The organism is Cereibacter sp. Soil_C_27 (genome assembly GCF_057657095.1).
Map to the genome: position 1 here is coordinate 116,786 of NZ_JBDGJD010000002.1, position 17,212 is coordinate 133,997.

The following is a 17,212-nucleotide window of genomic DNA, read 5'->3' on the forward strand; positions in this document are numbered from 1 at the left end:
CCTGTTCAGTTGGCCGAGATGATCTGGCGTTTCCAGATCTGGTTCCACTGGTCGGTCTTGGTCGCGGCCCATGCCCAGTCGAGCGGCAGCATCTTGTCGAGCTGGCCCGAGACGGTGCGGGCGGTGGCCTCGGGGCTGACCTCGGCCTTGGCGTTCACCGGGGCGTAGAACATGGCCTCGGTGAAGGCGGCCTGCGCCTCGGGCGAGAGGGCGTAATCGATGAAGGCCTTGGCGGCGGGTTCGTTCTTGGCGCCCTCGATCAGGTTGATGGTGTTGATCTGCAGGATGCTGCCCTCCTCCGGCAGCGCCACGCCGAGCTTGCCGCCGGATTCGTCGGCGTAATACTGGGCGCGGGCGTTCCAGCCGGTGGCCAGCGCATCGGTGCCGTTGATGACCAGCGTGTAGGAATCGGGCTTCGGGTCGAAGGTCTGCACGGCGGGGGCGAGTTCGGCCAGCTTGGCCGCGGCCTGCTCGACGGACTGGGTGTAGTCTTCGCCCAGCATGGCCGAGGTCATCACCATGAGGCCCGAGCCGAGGATCGAGGGCATGGAGGTGACGGCGATCTTGCCGGCGTAGGCGGCATCCCAGAGCACGTTGAGCGAGGTCGGTTTCTCGGGCACCATCTCGGTGTTGTAGATGAGCACGAGGTTGTCGAAGGTGACGGCGGGGCCGTAGCCCTCCTGCACGGTGGCCTGCGGCACGAGATCGGCGAGGTTGGGGATCTCCTCGAGGCTGAGCGGCGAGAGCAGGCCCTCCTTGTTGCCGATCAGGGCGGTGGAGACATCAAAGATCGCCACATCGGTCTGCGGGTCGCCGGCCTGCGAGCGCAGGGCGCCGAGGATGGCGGAAGAGGCGGTGTTGGAGAAGTAGTTCACCTTCACGCCGGGGTATTTCGCCTCGAAGGGGGCGATGACGGCCTGCGTGTATTTGTCCTGAAAGATGCCGGAATAGGCGGCCAGCGTGATCTCGCCCGAGATTTCGGACTGGGCGTGGGCGGCGGTGGCGAGGAAGAGGGCCGAGGCGGCGAGGCTGAGGGGGGTCTTCATCGGGAACTCCTGTTGGATCGGGGCGCGCGGCGGGGGAGCGCAGCCGACCGCCGCCGCTTGCGCGGGCATCCGTGGGAGGAACGGATCGGAGGAGGGCTGCAGCCCGGCCCGGAGGCGGGGAGGAAGTCGGCTGACGGGCTTCGTGCGGCCCGTTCTGCCCTTCCGATGCAACGGGTTGTGGGGCGGCAAGTCCAATCGAATTTTCTTTATCTCTGCATCGAGAAAATTTGGTCTGGGAGTTGAGGCAGTGGATGAAGTAGGTCTGACAAGCCACTGTTTCAGAAAGTCATTGGCAGGACGCGGAAATGCGGAAACCGGCCGCTGCGAGGCGGCCGGATCTGGCGGGCGGGACGGGGGTCGGAGGCGTCAGTAGCCGCGTTTGGCGTCGGCTATGTCGGCGACGGTGCCAGTCTCGTGGAAGGTGCGGATGTTCTTCGCCACGATCTTGCTGCCGGTGGGCGCGTCGATCAGCGAGGCGACATGCGGGGTGACGGTGATCGCCGGGTGATCCCAGAAGGGATGGTCCTTCGGCAGCGGTTCGGTGTGGAACACGTCGAGCGTCGCGGCTTCGATCTGGCCGGAGGCGAGGGCGTCGATCAGGTCGCTGTCGACGAGGTGCTGGCCGCGGGCGGCGTTGATCACGGCGGCGCCGCGCTTCAGCCGGTTGAAGGTGTCGGCGTTGAGGATGCCGCGGGTGCTTTCGGTGAGGGGAAGGAGGCAGACGAGGATCTCGGTGCCTTCGAGGAAGGCGCCGAAGTCCGAGGCGCCGGCATAGGTGCGGATGCCGGGGAGCTCCTTGGGAGAGCGGGACCAGCCGACGACCTGGAAGCCGATGGACGCCAGCAGCTCGGCCGCCGCGCCGCCGAGATTGCCGAGGCCCATGATGCCGACGCGCCGCTCGGTGGCGGGGGGGACGACGATCTGCTCCCATTTGTGGGCGGTCTGGTTGGCCTGGATCTTCGGCAGCTGGCGGTGGTGGCGCAGGACGTGGAGCGCGATGTATTCCTTCATGCGCTGCGTGAGATCGGTGCCGACGGTGCGGATGATCGGCACGTCCTCGGGCAGCTTCTCGTCGGCGAGCACATGGTCGATGCCCGCGCCGAGCGAGACGATGGCCTTGAGGTTGCGGTAGGGCGTCATGGCGCCGGTCGCGGGGCGCCAGACGACGGAATACTGGATCGCCTCGGGGTCGGGCTCCTTGCCGAGCGGATAGATGTTCCAGTCGGGCATGAGGTCGCGCAGCATCTGGCACCACCAGTCGGTCTTGTCGGCGGCGGGGAGGGAGACGACGATGCTCATGGTGGAAATCCTCAAAACTCTGCGGTCGGGCCCGCGCTGGGGGCCGCTGTGGCGCTGGGTGGCTTTGGGTCCATTCACCGCAGGAGGGCGCGTGGGGTCAAAGCAATAATTCTGGTGCGGGCCATAGAAGATTTTTATGTGCCGCCGGGCCCCGGCTGAGCTAGAGTGCCGCCATGAACTTCAAGCAGTTGGAAGCCTTCTACTGGCTCACCCGTCTCAAGAGCTACCAGCGCGTCGCGGATCACATCGGCCTGACGCAACCTGCGGTATCGGCGCGGATTTCGGGGCTGGAGGCCAGCTTCGGCGTGCCGCTGATGGACCGGACGCAGGCGGAGTTCACCCTGACCGAACAGGGGCACGAGGTTGCCGAATATGCCGAGACCTTCCTCAACCTGAGCGAGGCGCTGACCAGTCGCCTGAGGACCGAACAAAAGAAGCGTTATACCATCGGCGCCGTGGGCATGGTGACGAAGACATGGGGCGTCACGCTGCGGCGGAAGATCTCGCAGATGCCCGAGGGGCCGCTGGTGGATTTCCATTCCGGCTCCAACGTCGATCTGCGCCAGCAGGTGCGGTCGGGGGCGCTCGACATGGCCTTCGTCACCGGCGAGGCGGGGTTGCCGCAGATCCAGAACAGTTTCTCGGTGCTCTACCGCATCGGCTGGGTGGCGCGGCCCGATGTGGTGGGCGAGATCACCCGCCCGCTGACGCCGGATGAGCTGCGCGAGCTGCCGCTGATCCTCTATCCGCACAGCTCGCCGCTGTTCGGGCCGGTGGCCGATCTGGTGGAGGAGACCAAGCGGCGACCCAATGCGCGCCATACCGGCAATTCGCTGGGCACGATCTGCGATCTGGTGCGGCTGGGCTATGGCGCCTCGGCGGTGCCGCTGGCGGCGCTGGAGCAGGAGATTTCCACGGGGATGCTGGTGGAGCTGCCGACGACGGTGCAGCTGGCGCCGCTCGACGTGCGCTGCGTGCATCTGAACAAGGCGCGCAAGGCGCAGACCGAGGAGATCTTCGCGCTGGCGCGGCAGGCGGCGGAGGAATGGGCCACGGCGCATCCGCGCTACGTGGCCTTCCGCCCCGCCTGAGCAGCGGCGGCGACCGAGGGCCGCCGCCGTCGGGCGCATCAGCCCTTGAAGCCGGTGGCGACGTGGTCGCGGATGAAGCCCGCGCCGATGCGCACCAGACGCTCGCTCAGCGCCTTGCCGGTTTCGGCGGAGCAGTGTTTCGGGTCGCCGCCCCAGACACCATGCGGCGCGGTCTCGATCGCCTCGATCGGGGCCTGCAGCCGGGCGCCGTCGTATTTGAGCGCGGCAAAGCCCGCCACATCGACGCCGAGCGCCTTCTGCCCGACGGGCGGGGCCTGCTTCAGATCCATGCGCAGGATCTCGGGGTAGTAGTGCAGGCCGATGGAGGTCAGCGGGTCGCCGCCGTGGCCGGAGGATTTCGCCGCCGCTTCCGGGCCGAGGATGTCCTTCAGGAGTTCGTAGCTGATCTGCCAGAGATACATCGAGGCGACGAACATGCCGTTCTTCTGGCGCCACTTCAGCGCGACCTCGTTGATCGGGCCGACATTGCCGCCGTGGCCGTTGATGACCAGCACCTTGGTCAGGCCGTGGCGGGCGAGGCTGGCGAACATGTCGTCCAGCAGGGCCACGAGGGTCGACTGGCTGATGGCGATGCCGCCATGCGAGGAGCCGAAGTAGTCGGCGCCGCCGAAGGGGATCACCGGGGCGATGAAGGTCGGCACGCCCTCGGCGCGGGCGGCGCGGGCGATGTCGAGCGCCACGGCCTCGGCGGCGAGATAGTCGCCCATCGGCGCATGGGTGCCCTGATCCTCGAGCGAGCCCATCGGCAGCAGGATCACCGCCTCGTCGGTCAGGTATTGCCGCGCCTCTTCGCTGGTCAGTTCGGCGATCTTCAGTTTCTCGGTCATCATCTTCTTCAGGTTCCTTGCAGGATGTCGTCGCGGATGCAGGCCTTGAGGCGGCCTTCTCCTGCCGGGCGGAGCTCAGGCACCGTTTCGGCGCAGGCGGGCAGGGCATAGGGGCAGCGGCTGCGGAAGACGCAGCCGGAGGGCGGGGTGAGGGGCGAGGGGATCTCGCCCGTCAGGCGGATGCGGTCGGGCGCATGGCCGAGGCTCGGCTCGGCCGAGATCAGCGCGGCGGTATAGGGATGGCGGGGGGCGAAATGCACCTGATCGGCGCCGCCCACCTCCATCACCCGGCCGAGATAGAGCACCATCACCCGGTCGGAGATGTAGCGCACCACCGAGAGGTCATGGCTGATGAAGAGGAGCGAGATGCCGGTTTTCGCCCGCAGATCGGCCAGCAGGTTCAGCACCTGCGCCTGGATCGAGACGTCGAGCGCCGAGACCGCCTCGTCGCAGACGATGAACTTCGGCTCCACGGCCAGCGCCCGGGCGATGCCGATGCGCTGGCGCTGGCCGCCGGAGAATTCATGCGGGCGGCGGTCGAGGAAGATCGGGTTGAGGCCGACCATCTCCATCAGCGCGGTGAGGCGGGGCTGGCGGGCCGCGCCCCTGTGCAGGTCGTGGGTGTCGAGCGCCTCGGACAGCACGGCCCGCACGGTCTTGCGCGGGTCGAGACTGGCGTAGGGGTCCTGGAAGATGATCTGCATGTCCTTGCGCAGGCGGCGCAGCTCGGACGCCGGCAGGGTGTTCAGATCCTGCCCGTCGAAGCGCATCGCCTGCGATGAGGAGGGGATCAGCCGCAGGATGGCCTTGCCGATGGTGCTCTTGCCCGAGCCGCTTTCGCCCACCAGCCCCAGCACCTCGCCGGGCTGGACGGTGAGGCTCACGTCGCGCAGCACCTGCATCATGCGCTTGCCGAAGAGGCCCTTGCGACCGGCGGGATAGCTCTTGTTCAGGCCACGGGCTTCGAGGAGCGGGGTCATGCGGCCTCCTGTGCTTCGGGGGCGCGGATGCAGCGGGCGGCGCGGCTGCCGTCGGCGCTGGCAAAGAGCGGCGGGCGGGCCTCGGCACAGGCGGGCAGGGCCAGCGGGCAGCGGTCGCGGAAGCTGCAGCCGGAGGGGCGGGCATCGGGCAGAGGCGGGGTGCCGCTGATCGCCTGCAGCCGGTCGCCGCGGGCGGAATGCAGATCGGCATGGGCCGAGGGCATGCTTTCCATCAGCGCGCGGGTGTAGGGGTGGTGCGGGTCGGTGAGCACCTGCTGGGCCGGGCCTTCCTCGACCACCTGACCGGAATACATCACCACGACGCGGTCGGCGATTTCGGAGACGATGCCGAGGTTGTGGCTGATGAAGAGGAGGCTCAACCCGTCGGCATAGTCCTGGCGAAGCTTCTGCAGCAGTTCGATGATCTCGGCCTGGATGGTCACGTCGAGCGCGGTGGTGGGCTCGTCAGCGATGAGCAGGCGCGGCTCGCAGGTCAGCGCCATGGCGATCATCACCCGCTGGCGCATGCCGCCCGACATCTCGTGCGGGTAGCCGTCGAAACGACGGGCGGCCTCGTTGATGCCGACCAGCTCCAGCAGGGCGATGGCGCGGCTGCGGGCCTCGGCGCGCGGCATCTTGCGGTGCGACAGGATCGCCTCGACCATCTGGGCGCCGACCTTGTGGATCGGGTTCAGCGAGGTCATCGGTTCCTGGAAGATCATGGCGACATCGTTGCCGCGCACGTCCTCCAGCGCCTTGGGCCCGAGCGCGCCGAGGTCGACCATGCCGCCCTGCTTGCGGCGCAGGCGCAGCGCGCCGTCGGCCTGCCGGATCGCGCCGGGCAGCAGGCCCATGATGGCGAGCGAGGTCAGGGACTTGCCCGAGCCGCTCTCGCCCACGAGGGCAGTGCATTGATTGGCGCGCAGGGTGAGCGAGACATCCTCGATCACGTCCACGGCGCCTTTCGGGTGGCGCAGCTCCAGCCGCAGGTCGCGGACCGAGGCGATGACATCGGCCTCCTCCTGCACCGGGGCGCGGCCCGGCGCGGGGACGGAGGTCACATCCTTGCCGCCCGCATTGCCCTTGGGGTCGAGCGTGTCGCGCAGGCGGTCGCAGAAGAAGTTGATGGCATAGATCGTCAGGGTGAGGGCGACGCAGGGGATGAGGATGCCGAGCGGGTCCTGGTTCATGAAGGCGCGGGCGCCGCGGATCATCTGGCCCCAGGAGGGCGCGGGCGGCACGACGCCGAGGCCGAGGAAGGACAGCCCGCTTTCGATGGTGATCGCGGCGGCGGCGGTCAGGGAATACTGCACCGAGACCGGGCCCGCGATGTTCGGGAGGATGGTCTTGAGCACGATGCGGTGCGAGGGGGTGCCCAAGGCGCGGGAGGCCTCGACGAAATCCAGCGCCGAGACGCGCAGGGCTTCGGAGAAGGCGATGCGGGCGAAGGCGGGGAAGTAGAGGATCGACAGCACCGCCACCAGCGTGTCGGCTCCGGGGCCGAACAGCGTCACCACCAGCAGCGCCAGCAGGATCGGCGGGAAGCAGAGCACCACATCGGCAAGGCGGGTGGTGACGAACTCGAAGGGTCCGCGGAAATAGGCGCCGATCAGGCCGAAGAGCGTGCCGATGACGCAGGCGATGGAGGTGGCGACGAAGGCCACGGTCAGCGAGACCTGCCCGCCGTAGAGCACGCGGGCCAAGCGGTCGCGGCCGAACTCGTCCTGTCCCAGCCAATGCTCCCAGCTCGGGGCGGCGAGGCGGTCGCGGACCGAGATCTGCACCGGGTCGTAGGGGGTGAGGAGCGGGGCGGCGAAGGGGGTGAAGATCAGCAGCGCCAGAAGCACGGCGGGCAGGATCATCCGCTTCGGCAGCTTCGGCAGGCGACGGCTGCGGCGGGCGGCGAGGGGAAGGGCGGTCATTGCAGGGCGATCCTCGGGTCGAGGAGGGAGTAGAGGATATCGATCACCAGATTGATGCCGATGAAGATGGCGGCGACCGTCAGGATGATGGCGCGCACGGTGGGATAGTCGCGCTGCTCCACCGCCGTTACCAGGAGGCCGCTGAGCCCGGGCCAGTTGTAGACGAACTCGACGAGCACTGTGGAGCCGAGCAGGATGCCGAGCTGCAGGCCGACCACGGTGATGACCGGGCCGAGCGCGTTGCGCAGGATGTGGCGGCGCACCACGAGGCCGCGGCTGAGGCCCTTGGCGGTGGCGGTGCGCACCCAGTCATGGCCGCGCATCTCGAGCACCGAGGCGCGGGTCATGCGGAAGATGATGGTCGAGAGATGCAGCGCCACGGTGACGGCGGGCAGGATGAGCATCTGCAGATGCTGTGCCGGGTCTTCTGCGAAGGCGACGTAGCCGCCCGCGGGCAGCACGCCCAGCACCTGCGCGAAGACATAGATGAAGAGCGTGCCCAGCACGAAGCCGGGGATCGAGGTCAGGAGCGCGTTGAGCCCCGAGGTGATCCCGTCGAACCGCCCGCCGGCGCGCAAGCCCGCCAGCGTGCCCGCCGGGATCGACAGCAGCAGCGCCAGCACCGCGCCCGCCGCGATGATCTCCAGCGTGCGGGGCAGGCGGAGGGCGATGGCCTCGGCGATGGAGGAGCCGTCGACGATGGAGGTGCCGAAATCGAAGCGCAGGCTGTCGCCGAGGAAGGTCAGGTATTGCTGGAGCAGGGGCCGGTCGAGCCCCATCTCCAGCCGCAGGTTCCGGATCGCCTCCTCCGAGGCACTGCCGCCGCCGGTGGAGAGCAGCAGTTCCGCAGGATCGCCGGGCACGATGGCCAGCATGGAAAAGATGATCGTGCCGACGACGAGCAGCATGGCGAGCGCTGTCGCCACGCGACGGAGGAGGAAAGCCAGCATGCGCGCCTCAGCCCAGTTTCGTATCGTCGAGCGCGTAGGCCGAGGAGCCGTTGAGGAAGCCCGGCAGCGACTCGAAGCCCGTCACATTGCTGCGCATGGCATAGGCCTGGATGCGCCAGTTGAGCGGCACCTGCGGCACTTCCTCGAAATAGGCTTTCGCCAGATCCCTGTAGATCGCCTCGCGCTCGGCCTGATCGGTGGTGGTGCGGCCCTTTTCCAGCAGCCCATCGATCCGTTCGGACTTGAAACCGAAGGACTGCAGGTAGGAGGGGTTGCCGGAGTAGAGCAGCGGCCAGAGCGAATCCGGGTCGTTGTAGGTGCCGGAGGTGCCGTGCACGGCGATGTCGTAGCGACCCTCCTTGCCCGAAGTCACCCGGCTGCCCCAGTCGGGCAGATCGAGCGTGGCGTTGATGCCGATCATCGCGAGATAGGCTTGCACCACCGAGGCCGTGTCCTGATGCATGCCGTAGGTCGCGGTGGCCAGGAGGCGGCAGTCGAAGCCGTTCGGATAGCCCGCTTCGGCCAGCAGCGCCTTGGCCTTCTCGGGGTCGTAGGTCCATTCCACCGCCGGATCGGCCAGATCGAAGGGCGAGCCCTGCGGGTTGGGCAGGCCGAAGAGCGGCGTGCCGCGCCCGGCGAAGGCGGCATCGACCACATCCTGCCGCTCGATCGCATAGCCCACTGCCTGCCGCACCTTGGGGTCGGCGAAGGGGCCTTCGGTCACGTTGAAGAGGAGGAACATGTAGGGGCCGAGGGTGCTCTTCATCTCCAGCGTGTCGGAGGCATCGACTGCGTCGAACTGCTGCCAGGGCAGGTATTCGATCAGGTCGACGTCGCCCGCCTCGAGCGCGGCGTAGCGCAGGTTCTCGTCGGCATAGGCGATGAAGCGGATGCCGCCGACATTCGGCTCGCCCTCCATGTAGAAGTCGGGGAAGCGTTCGACCTCGATGTAGACGCCCTTTTCGGAGCCCTTCATGGTGAAGGGGCCGGCGCCGATCGGCGCGTCTTCGCTGCTTTCGGCCGAGATGATCGGGCAGCAGTAGCTGGCCAGCAGGTCGAGCAGGACGGCGGAAGGGGCGGAAAGCGAGATCTTCACCGTCTTGTCGTCCATCGCCTCGACGGCCGTGAGGATGCTGAGGTCGCTTTTCAGATAGGCGGTCGAGCCTTCCTTGGTGATCTCGTTCAGCGAGTAGACCACGTCGGCGGCGGTCACCGGCTTGCCGTTGTGGAAGACGGCATTGGCGCGCAGCTTGAAGACGGCGGTCTGCGGGTCGGTCCAGTCCACGCTTTCGGCCAGTTCCGGCTGCAGCTTGGCCGAGGCGTCATAGCCCATCAGCCCGCGCCAGAGCATCAGCTTCACGGTATTGGCGGCGCCGCCGGTATTGTCGAAGGGCTTGATGGTCGGCGGAAAGGTCGAGAGGCCGAAGCGCAGCACCTGATCGCTGCCCTGCGCCCAGCCGCCGCGCGGCAGGGCCATCGCGGCGAGACCTGCGCCAAGGCTCAGAAGAACGGTGCGGCGCGTCGGGGTCATCGTCGGAAAATGGTCTGTCATGGGATCCTCGGAGTTCTCGCTGGGTTTCATGCCGGAAGGCGCGATGGGCTGAGCCGCATCCTCGCCCGATCGAACGCGGCAGCGGCGGCAGCTGTCCAATCAAAAAAGTTTCTATGCGAGATAGATTTCTTTGGATGGGGGTGACGGGCGGGCAAGGGCTGAAGAGCGGATGGTGGGGAGAGGGCACGGCAGTTTATGCTTTTTTTGTCATGAAAAATAAGCCTGTGCGTCTCTCTGTTGTTGCGGAACATGAAGATCATGAGGAGGGTGCAGCAGCTCTGCCGGCAATACGGCGGCGATGGTTTGCGCGCTGGTCGCGCACTCTGCGCACTGCAGGCAGCGCCGCCGGTGCCGTTTTCAGCCTGCCGAAAAATTGCCCCGCGCCGCCCCATCAAAAAAATCTAAGCCGCGGCTCAAGATTTTCGATTGGACGCGGGCGGCCTCTCCGGGGTGATCTCCACCGCCCGGCGCCGCTGCCGGGCGCCTGCCGGAGACCTGCCATGCGCCTCACCGTCCGCCTCGCCCTGCGCGACTGGGATTACCTGACGCCGCTGCTTCTGGGCGATGTCGCCGACCCGCGGATCGAGCTCAGGATCGACCGGGTCGGCACGCTGGTGGAGGATCTGGCGAAGGATGCCGCGCATGACGGGGCCGAGATCTCGTTCAGCCGCCATGTGCAGGCGGTGGCGGGCGGCGCCCCGGGCGTCGTCGGGGTGCCCTGCTTTCTCATGCGCGGCTTCCGGCACCGCTGCATCCTCACCACCCGCTCCGGCCCGACGCGGCTCAAAGATCTGGCGGGCGCACGGATCGGCGTCACCGGCTGGCAGGACAGCGGCAACACCTGGACGCGGGCGGTACTGGCCGAGGCGGGGGTGGGGGTGGAGGATGCCACATGGTTCGCCGGGCGGCTGACCGCGGCGCATCCGGTGGTGGACCGGCTGGGGCGTTTCGCCCGCCCGGGCCGGATCGAGGCGATGCCGGGGGAGGAGCCGATGATGCAGGCGCTGGAAGCGGGGCGGCTCGACGCGGTCTTCACCCCCTTCATGCCGGAGGGCTTCTTCCGCAGGGGCTCGCCCTTCCGGCATGTGCTGGAGGATTTCCGCAGCGCCGAGATCGGGTATTTCCGGCGGACGGGCTATGTGCCGGGGATGCATATCCTCGCGCTGAAGCCTGAGCTGGTCGCGGCGCATCCCTGGCTTGCCGCAGCACTCACCGCGCTCTTCGACCGGTCGCTGGCGCTGTGGCTGGCCAAGCGCCGGAAATACGCCGAGACGACGCCCTGGATCCTGCAGGACATCGCGACGATGGACCGGGACCTGGGCGAGGACTGGGCGGCCAACGGCATTGAGGCCAATGCGCCGATGATCCGGGATTTCCTCGGTCTGGCCGAGGCGCAGGGTCTCATCTCGCGCAGGCCGGAGCTGGTGGAGCTTTTCCCGACCGGGGAAGCCTGACCCCACGCCCTTGTCTCCTCGCCCTCGCGCTGGCGGCATCTGGCGGCAGGGCCTGAAGCCACGGTACGCGATCTTCCGCGGCAGCGCCGCGCGCGGGGGCTCGATGCCCCCAAGCGTGGCTCTCCCGGCTGGTGGCGTCGGGTCAGCGGCGCTCGCCGAGGGCCTTCTCGATCTTGCGGTCGGTGCTGTACTGGCTAAGCGCATAGACCGACCAGACGGCGGCGGGGAGCCAGCCGATCAGCGTCAGCTGCAGCAGCAGGCAGATGATCCCGGCGAAGGGACGACCGATGGTGAAGAACTGCAACCAGGGCAGCAGGATGGCAAGCAGAAGGCGCATGAGCGGTGATCCCTTGATGTCGGCCCGGTCTATGTAGGAAGCGATGCGCGCGGCGGGAAGAGAGCGAGGGCCGCGATCTGCGGCTTTCCGCTGTTGCCGGGGGTCGCGCGCGTAAACCGCAGGAGGCAGGCACGATTCGCCGCGGTTTTGCCCCGTTTGGCGGGGTGCCTTTCCCCGGCGCCAGAGGCTTTCGCCGGGCCTCGGCGGGCAGGCGCCGAAAAGTTCCGGGGAAAATGCTTTATTTGGCGAAAATTCGCCGCAGCGCTCGGCTTCGGGTTGAGCTCGGGGCGGGGCTGGGGGAAGGGCTGGCGCGAGGGCGGCTGCACGGGGCAGGCGCGCGGGGCGACCGGGAGGGGAGCTGCGGCAAAAGCCGTCAGCGCCCGGAGCTTCGACCAGAACAGGGATACTCCGGCATGATCACCAGCCGTCTTTGCGCTTTGCTGCTTTCCGCAACTCTCGCCGGCCTGCCCGGTGCGACGCTGGCGGCGGGCTCGCCGCGGACGGTGGAGCAGCAGGTGGTGCGGGTGGCCGAGGTCAGCCGCGACGCGGTGCGCAAGGCGGTCCTGGCCGAGGCGGAGCGCATCCGCGCCGCCAAGCCGGGTCGGATCTGGTGCGTGCCCTTCGCGCGGGCGGTGTCGGGCATCCAGATCCGCGGCGATGCGGCGACCTGGTGGAAGAAGGCCGGAAGCGCCTATCCCAAGGGGCAGGTGCCGGTGGCGGGCTCGGTGCTCACCTTCCGCTCCACCGGCGGGATGCCGCGGGGCCATGTGGCGGTGGTGTCCGAAGTGCTGTCGCCGCGGCAGATCCGGGTCGATCAGGCCAACTGGGTAACCAACCGGATCACGGTGGATACGGTGGTGATCGACATCTCCGAGGCGAACGACTGGTCGGCGGTGCGGGTCGGCAACCAGTCCAACAGCTTCGGCAAGGTCTATCCGACCTATGGCTTCATCTACCGGCCGCTGGAAGCCAGCTGACCCGACGCCCGGCGCGCTCCTCGGCGCTCAGGCCGAGGTGTGGTGCGGTTCCTCCTCCACCACGCCGGCCACGCCGCGCCGCCAGTAGGCGGTGACCATGTGGCGCTCGCGCGGCAGCTTCCAGACCGCGCGCGCCTGACGGCGGATCTCGCGGAAGGCGTTGAATTCGCAGCCCGCCCAGAGATAGAGGTCCTCCGAGGGCGTGAGCTCGGCCATGGCGTCGATCAGCAGCCGGGTGCTGCCTGCGGGCGCGCCGTTGCGGTGCAGCCAGCGCACCGGGCGCGGCATCGGCTGTTCGCTCTCCGGGCCGTCTACCTCGATCAGCGTCTCGCAGCCGGTGTCTTCGGGCAGGCTCTGCTGGATGCGGGCGATGGCGGGCAGGGCGGTCTCGTCACCCACCAGCAGCATGCGGCGCGTCGGCGGCAGATGGCCGCCGCCGGGGCCGAGCAGGCCGACGATCGCGCCGGGGCGGCAGGTCTCGGCCCACTGCGCGGCGGAGCGGCCCTTGGCGGGCGCGTGGCTGTGCAGGACGAAGTCGATCTCCACCTCGCCGCGGGCCAGATCGACGCTGCTGAGCGTGTAGATCCGCACCAGCAGCGCCTCGGGCCCCTGCGGCCAGCTGAGCGCGCCGCTCGGGGTCAGCACCGGCCAGACCGGCGGCAGATCGGCGGGGCGATCCTCGGGCGGCAGCAGCAGGCGCACGTGGATCTCGTCGACCGACAGGCTGGCAAGGTTGGGGACGGCGAAGCGCAGGCGCTGCATGGTCGGGGTGACGCGGCGGCTTTCGGTGACGCGGGCCTCGCGGAAGAAGGGCGGCAGGCCGTGCGACAGGCCGTCGCCCGCCCAGTCCACCTCGACCTGCTCGTCGAGATATTCGCGGATGTGGTCGATGAAGACGAGCTTCATGTAGCTGAGCCCGGTCTGGGTCGCGCCATAGGCCGAGACCTCCAGGCGGTCGCCCTCGGGGTTCACCGCCAGACCGCAGGCCTGAAGGTCCATCCGCCAGGGGCCGGAGGCGCCGCCGGTGACATATTCGGGATGGTCGGCGGCGAAGCGGCCCATGGCATGGGCGCCGCGCGTGTGGGTGAGCCGGGTTATCGCCTGCAGCATCGTCATCTTGCCTGTCCCTCCGTCAGCCGGGCCGGGCAAATACCCGACGCTTTCCCTCGGTTAAAGCGCGGGGGAGGGGCTGTCCAGAGGCGGGGGCGGATTTCCGACGGAAAGCCTCAGGCGGGGCGGCGGGGTGCGGCGGCGCCGCGGTCGCGGGGGCCCGCGCTTTTCGACAGGCCGCTGGGCGAGACGCCATAGACCCGCCGGAAGGCCTTGGAGAAGGTATTGGTCGCCTCGAAGCCGCAGCTGAAGCTGATGTCGGCGAGGGTCATGTCGGTCTCGGTCAGAAGCCCGCGCGCGCGTTCGAGCCGGAGGCTGAGGAGGTAGCTCTTGGGTGACTTGCCGACATGCAGCTTGAACAGCCGCTGGATCTGGCGCAGCGAGACGCCGAGATCGGCGGCGACGGCGGCGAGATCGACGGGCTGGTCGATGCTCTTCTCGAAGATCTCGATGACCGAGACCAGCAGCGGGTTGCGCGCGCCGAGGGTCGAGGAGACCGACATGCGCTGGCGCAGATCGGCGGGGCGCTGCGGCCCGTGCAGGCACATCCGCAGCACGGCATCGGCCAGTTGCGGGCCGTGGTTGCGGGCGACGATCTCGATGAAGAGGTCGGTGGCGGCGGCGCCTCCGGCACAGGTCATGATCCGCCCGTCGATGCAGTAGAGCTGGTCGAGCGGCTTCAGATGCGGGAAGGTTTCGGCGAAGGGCGGCAGGTTCTCCCAATGCAAGGTGAATTTGCGGCCTTCGAGGATGCCGGCCTTGGCCAGCGCATAGGCGCCCGAGCAGAGCCCGCCCACGGTGCGCCCGCTGCGCCACTGGTGACGCAGCCAGTCGGCCACGCGCGGCGAGGTGGAGCGTTCGGGCTGCACCCCGGCGCAGACGAAGATCATCGCCCGGGGATTCGCCCCGCTGAGCGCCGCATCGGGCACGACGGGCAGCCCGTTGGAACAGCGCACCGGCTCGCCCGTCTCGGAGAGCACCTGCCATTCGAAGAGCGCGCGGCCCGCGAGCTGGTTGGCGATGCGCAGGGGCTCGATGGCCGAGGAAAAGGCGATCAGCGAGAAATCCCGCAGGAGCACGAAGGTGATCCGCTCCGGCTGCTGGCCCGCCGCGACCGGCACATGGGCCACGCCCTTCGGCACGAAATCACCGGACATCCGGGCCTCCCGCAGGTGGGTTCAGGGACGGCGACGGCCGGGACGGAAAGGCTGGCCGGACCGCCGGAGACATCACTTTGCGGATGCGGCCGCGCAAGGTCAAGCCATGGTGTTTCGCGTGGAAAAATGGTGCTGTGAGAGAGGATTGAACTCTCGACCTCACCCTTACCAAGGGTGTGCTCTACCACTGAGCTACCACAGCCGCCTGCGTCTTCGGGCGTTGCCCTTGGATCGTGGCGGCTGATTAGACTCAAATTTCGGGCCGTGCAAGGGCTAACTGGACGGTTTTTTGCGGCTGGGCTACAGAGGGTGCATGAGCAGGGACAGACGCGACGAGGGGCCGGCCGGAAACGGTGGCGGCGGAGGTTCGCCGTCGCGCAGGGCGCAGGAGGCGGCCTTGCGCGAAGAGCGGTTGAAGGCGGCGCTGAAGGCCAATATGGCCCGGCGCAAGGCTCAGGCCCGGGTGCGGCGCGAGGGCGCCGCGGCGGATGGGCCGGATGCGGATGGGCCAGAGACGGATGGGGAAGACCCCACCGACCACAATCAGACCGAGGAATGAGGGCAGCATGGATTCGATACTGGTGCGCGGCAATGGCGAGCTCCGCGGGCAGATCCCGATCGCGGGGGCCAAGAACGCCTGCCTGACGCTGATGCCGGCGACGCTGCTCAGCGACGAGCCGCTGACGCTGACCAATGCGCCGCGGCTGTCGGATATCCGCACCATGACGCAGCTGCTGCAATCGCTCGGCGCCGAGGTGGCGAGCCTGCAGGGTGGGCAGGTGCTGGCGCTGTCGTCGCATGCCATCTCGAACCACACCGCCGATTACGACATCGTGCGCAAGATGCGCGCCTCGATCCTCGTGCTGGGGCCGATGCTGGCGCGCGACGGCCATGCGGTGGTCTCGCTGCCCGGCGGCTGCGCCATCGGGGCGCGTCCTGTCGACCTGCATCTTAAGGCGCTGGAGGCGATGGGCGCCGAACTCGACCTGCGCGACGGCTATATCCATGCCAAGGCGCCGAGCGGCGGCCTGCGCGGCGCGCGGATCGTCTTTCCCATCGTCTCGGTCGGGGCGACCGAGAACGCGCTGATGGCGGCGACGCTGGCCAAGGGCACCACGGTGCTGGAGAACGCCGCGCGCGAGCCCGAGATCGTCGATCTGGCGCGCTGCCTGCGGCGGATGGGGGCGCAGATAGAGGGCGAGGGCACGTCGATCCTCACCATCCAGGGCGTGGACCGGCTGGGCGGGGCGACGCATCCGGTGGTCACCGACCGGATCGAGCTCGGCACCTACATGCTGGCCCCGGCGATCTGCGGCGGCGAGGTGGAGCTTTTGGGCGGGCGGATCGAGCTGGTCGGCGCCTTCTGCGAGAAGCTGGACGCGGCGGGGATCTCGGTCAGCGAGACGGAGCGCGGACTGAAGGTCTCGCGCAGGAACGGGCGGGTGACGGCGGTCGATGTGACGACCGAGCCTTTCCCGGGCTTTCCGACCGATCTGCAGGCGCAGATGATGGCGCTGCTGTGCACCGCCGAGGGCACTTCGGTGCTGGAAGAGAAGATTTTCGAGAACCGATTCATGCATGCGCCGGAACTGATCCGCATGGGTGCGCGTATCGATGTGCATGGCGGCACGGCCACCGTCACCGGGGTCGACCGCCTGCGCGGCGCGCCGGTGATGGCGACCGACCTGCGCGCCAGCGTCAGCCTGATCCTCGCCGGACTGGCGGCGGAGGGCGAGACGGTGGTGAGCCGGGTCTATCACCTCGACCGCGGCTATGAACGGGTCGAGGAAAAGCTGCGGGCTTGCGGCGCACAGATCGAAAGGATTTCCGGCTGATGGCAGACGCGCGCTTCGAGGACGCCGACGAGGCGCCGCTCTATCTGGGGGCGGAGACGCCGGAGGATCTGGCGGTGATCTCGGCGCTGGTGCAGGACGCGGTGTTCCCGATCACCGAGATGGCCTTCCAGCGCCGCCAGCGCCGCTTCGCCATCCTCCTGAACCGCTTCCGCTGGGAAGACCGCGCCGCGGCCGAGGCCGCCGGGCGCGGCTACGAGCGGGTGCAGGCGGTGCTGGCGGTGGACGGCGTGCTTTCGGTGCGCTCGCAGGGCATCACCCGGGCCGAGAAGGATCTGGTGCTGTCGATCCTGTCGCTGGACTTCGAGCCGGGCGAGGATGGCGCGGGGCGGGTCATGCTGGTGCTGGCGGGCGACGGCGTGGTGGCGCTGGAGGTCGAGGCGCTGGAGGTGACGCTGAAGGATGTGACGCGGTCCTACATGGCGCCGTCGGGGCGCGTGCCGGGACACGGCTGAGGCTTCTTCGGTTGCGTCCGGGGCCAGCGCCGGGGGGCTGTCTGCCCCCCCGGCCCCCCCGAGGATATTTTCGGACAGAAAATGAGGGGAGGGACTTCGCCTCCTCGGCCCGTTGCGGCAGCGCGGCGCTTGAGGCGGGGGGGCGGGCGCGGTAAGGGGGGCTGTCCTTTGGAGTGTCCGC

General features: G+C 68.6%; 16 protein-coding genes and 1 tRNA gene. 6 read left to right on the plus strand and 11 right to left on the minus strand.

What is annotated here, in order from left to right; genetic code table 11:
• Positions 1–5: 5 nt before the first annotated feature.
• Together AC3A5Z_RS07460 and AC3A5Z_RS07465 are read right to left on the minus strand one after the other, a co-directional pair.
• Positions 6–1,046 (minus strand): ABC transporter substrate-binding protein, encoded by a 1,041-nt coding sequence (locus tag AC3A5Z_RS07460; RefSeq protein ID WP_487518747.1) that lies wholly within the window; start codon positions 1,044–1,046, stop codon positions 6–8.
• A 366-nt stretch (positions 1,047–1,412) separates the two neighbouring features.
• Positions 1,413–2,345, minus strand: a complete 933-nt coding sequence (locus tag AC3A5Z_RS07465; RefSeq protein ID WP_487518748.1) for a 2-hydroxyacid dehydrogenase — start codon at positions 2,343–2,345, stop codon at positions 1,413–1,415.
• A gap of 173 nt (positions 2,346–2,518) precedes the next feature.
• Between AC3A5Z_RS07465 and AC3A5Z_RS07470 the strand changes: the two genes are divergently transcribed.
• Positions 2,519–3,436, plus strand: a complete 918-nt coding sequence (locus AC3A5Z_RS07470; protein ID WP_487518749.1) for a LysR family transcriptional regulator — start codon at positions 2,519–2,521, stop codon at positions 3,434–3,436.
• 38 nt (positions 3,437–3,474) lie between these two features.
• Here AC3A5Z_RS07470 and AC3A5Z_RS07475 read toward each other — a convergent pair whose 3' ends face one another.
• The 5 genes from AC3A5Z_RS07475 to AC3A5Z_RS07495 are packed head-to-tail and all read right to left on the minus strand — an operon-like array spanning position 3,475 to position 9,688.
• The gene (locus tag AC3A5Z_RS07475; RefSeq protein ID WP_107662916.1) at positions 3,475–4,287 is read right to left on the minus strand and encodes a creatininase family protein; all 813 of its coding nucleotides are present in this window, start codon (positions 4,285–4,287) and stop codon (positions 3,475–3,477) included.
• Between the two features lie 5 nt (positions 4,288–4,292).
• Positions 4,293–5,264 carry an ABC transporter ATP-binding protein gene (locus tag AC3A5Z_RS07480; RefSeq protein ID WP_487518750.1) on the minus strand — a complete coding sequence of 324 codons (972 nt, stop codon included), beginning with the start codon at positions 5,262–5,264 and terminating at the stop codon, positions 4,293–4,295.
• Positions 5,261–7,186: a dipeptide/oligopeptide/nickel ABC transporter permease/ATP-binding protein gene (locus tag AC3A5Z_RS07485; RefSeq protein WP_487518751.1), complete on the minus strand. Its 1,926-nt coding sequence runs from the start codon at positions 7,184–7,186 to the stop codon at positions 5,261–5,263. Before AC3A5Z_RS07485 ends, AC3A5Z_RS07480 begins: the two co-directional genes overlap by 4 nt.
• Entirely contained in the window at positions 7,183–8,136 is a 954-nt protein-coding gene (locus AC3A5Z_RS07490) for an ABC transporter permease (RefSeq protein ID WP_107662919.1), read from the minus strand. The genes AC3A5Z_RS07485 and AC3A5Z_RS07490 overlap by 4 nt, the downstream gene beginning before the upstream one ends.
• Positions 8,137–8,143: 7 nt before the next feature.
• On the minus strand, positions 8,144–9,688 hold the full coding sequence (locus AC3A5Z_RS07495) for an ABC transporter substrate-binding protein (protein ID WP_487518752.1): 1,545 nt from the start codon (positions 9,686–9,688) through the stop codon (positions 8,144–8,146).
• Between the two features lie 500 nt (positions 9,689–10,188).
• On the opposite strand from AC3A5Z_RS07495, the gene AC3A5Z_RS07500 reads away from it, so the two are divergent.
• Positions 10,189–11,142 carry a substrate-binding domain-containing protein gene (locus AC3A5Z_RS07500; RefSeq protein WP_487518753.1) on the plus strand — a complete coding sequence of 318 codons (954 nt, stop codon included), beginning with the start codon at positions 10,189–10,191 and terminating at the stop codon, positions 11,140–11,142.
• Between the two features lie 142 nt (positions 11,143–11,284).
• On the opposite strand, the gene AC3A5Z_RS07505 is transcribed toward AC3A5Z_RS07500, so the two are convergent.
• Positions 11,285–11,479, minus strand: coding sequence for a YqaE/Pmp3 family membrane protein (locus AC3A5Z_RS07505; protein WP_487518754.1), 195 nt, complete (start codon positions 11,477–11,479; stop codon positions 11,285–11,287).
• Positions 11,480–11,892: 413 nt separating this feature from the next.
• Between AC3A5Z_RS07505 and AC3A5Z_RS07510 the strand changes: the two genes are divergently transcribed.
• Positions 11,893–12,456, plus strand: coding sequence for a CHAP domain-containing protein (locus AC3A5Z_RS07510; RefSeq protein WP_487518755.1), 564 nt, complete (start codon positions 11,893–11,895; stop codon positions 12,454–12,456).
• Between the two features lie 27 nt (positions 12,457–12,483).
• On the opposite strand, the gene AC3A5Z_RS07515 is transcribed toward AC3A5Z_RS07510, so the two are convergent.
• The 3 genes from AC3A5Z_RS07515 to AC3A5Z_RS07525 all read right to left on the minus strand — a co-directional run bounded on the left by AC3A5Z_RS07515 (position 12,484) and on the right by AC3A5Z_RS07525 (position 14,925).
• Positions 12,484–13,572: a siderophore-interacting protein gene (locus AC3A5Z_RS07515; protein ID WP_487518756.1), complete on the minus strand. Its 1,089-nt coding sequence runs from the start codon at positions 13,570–13,572 to the stop codon at positions 12,484–12,486.
• Positions 13,573–13,682: 110 nt separating this feature from the next.
• A complete protein-coding gene (locus AC3A5Z_RS07520) occupies positions 13,683–14,723 on the minus strand; it encodes a GlxA family transcriptional regulator (RefSeq protein ID WP_487518757.1) in 1,041 nt (346 codons plus the stop codon).
• Positions 14,724–14,850: 127 nt separating this feature from the next.
• A tRNA-Thr gene (locus tag AC3A5Z_RS07525) sits at positions 14,851–14,925 on the minus strand.
• Between the two features lie 111 nt (positions 14,926–15,036).
• On the opposite strand from AC3A5Z_RS07525, the gene AC3A5Z_RS07530 reads away from it, so the two are divergent.
• The 3 genes from AC3A5Z_RS07530 to AC3A5Z_RS07540 are packed head-to-tail and all read left to right on the plus strand — an operon-like array spanning position 15,037 to position 17,031.
• Positions 15,037–15,282 (plus strand): hypothetical protein, encoded by a 246-nt coding sequence (locus tag AC3A5Z_RS07530; protein ID WP_487518758.1) that lies wholly within the window; start codon positions 15,037–15,039, stop codon positions 15,280–15,282.
• A gap of 7 nt (positions 15,283–15,289) precedes the next feature.
• Positions 15,290–16,558 (plus strand): UDP-N-acetylglucosamine 1-carboxyvinyltransferase, encoded by a 1,269-nt coding sequence (gene murA, locus AC3A5Z_RS07535; RefSeq protein WP_444666653.1) that lies wholly within the window; start codon positions 15,290–15,292, stop codon positions 16,556–16,558.
• A complete protein-coding gene (locus AC3A5Z_RS07540) occupies positions 16,558–17,031 on the plus strand; it encodes a DUF2948 family protein (protein ID WP_487518759.1) in 474 nt (157 codons plus the stop codon). Before murA ends, AC3A5Z_RS07540 begins: the two co-directional genes overlap by 1 nt.
• Positions 17,032–17,212: the final 181 nt, after the last annotated feature.